The sequence below is a fragment of the Streptomyces sp. NPDC093111 genome, from assembly GCF_040683955.1.
Classification (GTDB): domain Bacteria; phylum Actinomycetota; class Actinomycetes; order Streptomycetales; family Streptomycetaceae; genus Streptomyces.
Map to the genome: position 1 here is coordinate 1 of NZ_JBFBNW010000054.1, position 1211 is coordinate 1211.

Annotated in this window: 3 protein-coding genes; all 3 read left to right on the forward strand. The window is 31.2% G+C overall.

The window, feature by feature from the left end; all coding sequences use genetic code 11:
- On the forward strand, positions 1-258 hold a 258-nt coding region (locus tag AB0Q96_RS39175), incomplete at its 5' end, for a DUF5960 family protein (protein ID WP_365334164.1).
- A gap of 131 nt (positions 259-389) precedes the next feature.
- Complete coding sequence (locus tag AB0Q96_RS39180; RefSeq protein WP_365334166.1) at positions 390-782, forward strand: GNAT family N-acetyltransferase; 393 nt, start codon at positions 390-392, stop codon at positions 780-782.
- A 12-nt stretch (positions 783-794) separates the two neighbouring features.
- The gene (locus AB0Q96_RS39185) at positions 795-1142 is read left to right on the forward strand and encodes a hypothetical protein (RefSeq protein ID WP_365334168.1); all 348 of its coding nucleotides are present in this window, start codon (positions 795-797) and stop codon (positions 1140-1142) included.
- Positions 1143-1211 lie beyond the last annotated feature (69 nt).

Below are 1211 nucleotides of genomic sequence, written 5' to 3' on the forward strand. Positions count from 1 at the left end.
AAAAAATTTGAAAAAGAACTATATAAATACTGGAATTCCGAAATTGATTTCAAGCTTGTCGAAAATATGCTATTAATCCACTTATACGAATCAAAGAAAAACTATTTTATGCTACCTGCTTCTAAATCAAAATCTGGATCAAATGTGTATTTTTTGTTTGAGATCGTTAAAGATGTTCCGTTAACACAAATGGAACACCATCGATATGATTTTAAGAAGCGATACTTTATTAATCCAGAATTGATTGATTTAGCGTGAGCCACTGCCTTCTTCGAGGGCTTTTTTATTATCTAAAAAGTTAAAGTTTTAGTGAATTATAGTTGACGTAAATTATAATTTACTATATACTGAGTATGTAATCAAGAACAATACAAAAGGAGCTGGCGAACATGTTAGAAGTTATGAAAAAATGGTGCGAAACTCAAAATATGAAATGCACGATTGTAAAAGATGATGAGTACATAGAAATTTACTTGGGATCATATGAAGTAGTTGCGAATGATTTTGGCGGACATGAAACGACTTACGGCGTTGCATACATGAGATATTTAAAAAGCAACAATGAATTGAAGATGCTACATGTACAAGACAAATGGAGAAATAAAGGTATTGCATCACTATTAGTAAATTCTGCAATCGAGCTAGGAGCAGATTGCGTAAGTGCAGAACCTTTGCCAACTGAAAAAGAACAAGATTTAGATAAATTGATTCAATTTTATTATAAGTTCGGATTTAAAGTATCGACAAAAGCTGATCATTCGGCTTGGATGTTAATTGATTAGGGAGGAATCGTATTGACTACAATAGACACAAATAAGATTCAAGAACTACTTGATTCAGATGTTTCTGCATACTCGATTGAAGCAGTGACAGGATTGAATAGAACAACTATCAGCCAATTAAGAACAAAGAAAAAAGACATTATGACTTTAACAATGCAAAATGCTTTAAAACTACAAAAATTTTGGGAGGAACACAAAATGACTACGAAAAAAGAAAAAATCGCGGAATATTTAGAAAATTATTCGAAAACAATGAGCACATCTATGGACGAAATATTTGATTTATTTAAAACAGATGTTCGTGAATTATCACAAGAATATAAAAAAGGTGAAGCTTATGTTTACACTGTCAAAGAATAAAGACAACAATCCGAAGAAAACGACAATCAAGTAAAAAAGTCGATTCTAGAAGGTCATGATGATTAAGAG

What these genes read in the sequence shown, in the direction of transcription:
- AB0Q96_RS39180 (WP_365334166.1), top strand. Translation starts at nt 390, where the DNA reads ATGTTAGAAGTTATGAAAAAATGGTGCGAAACTCAAAATATGAAATGC.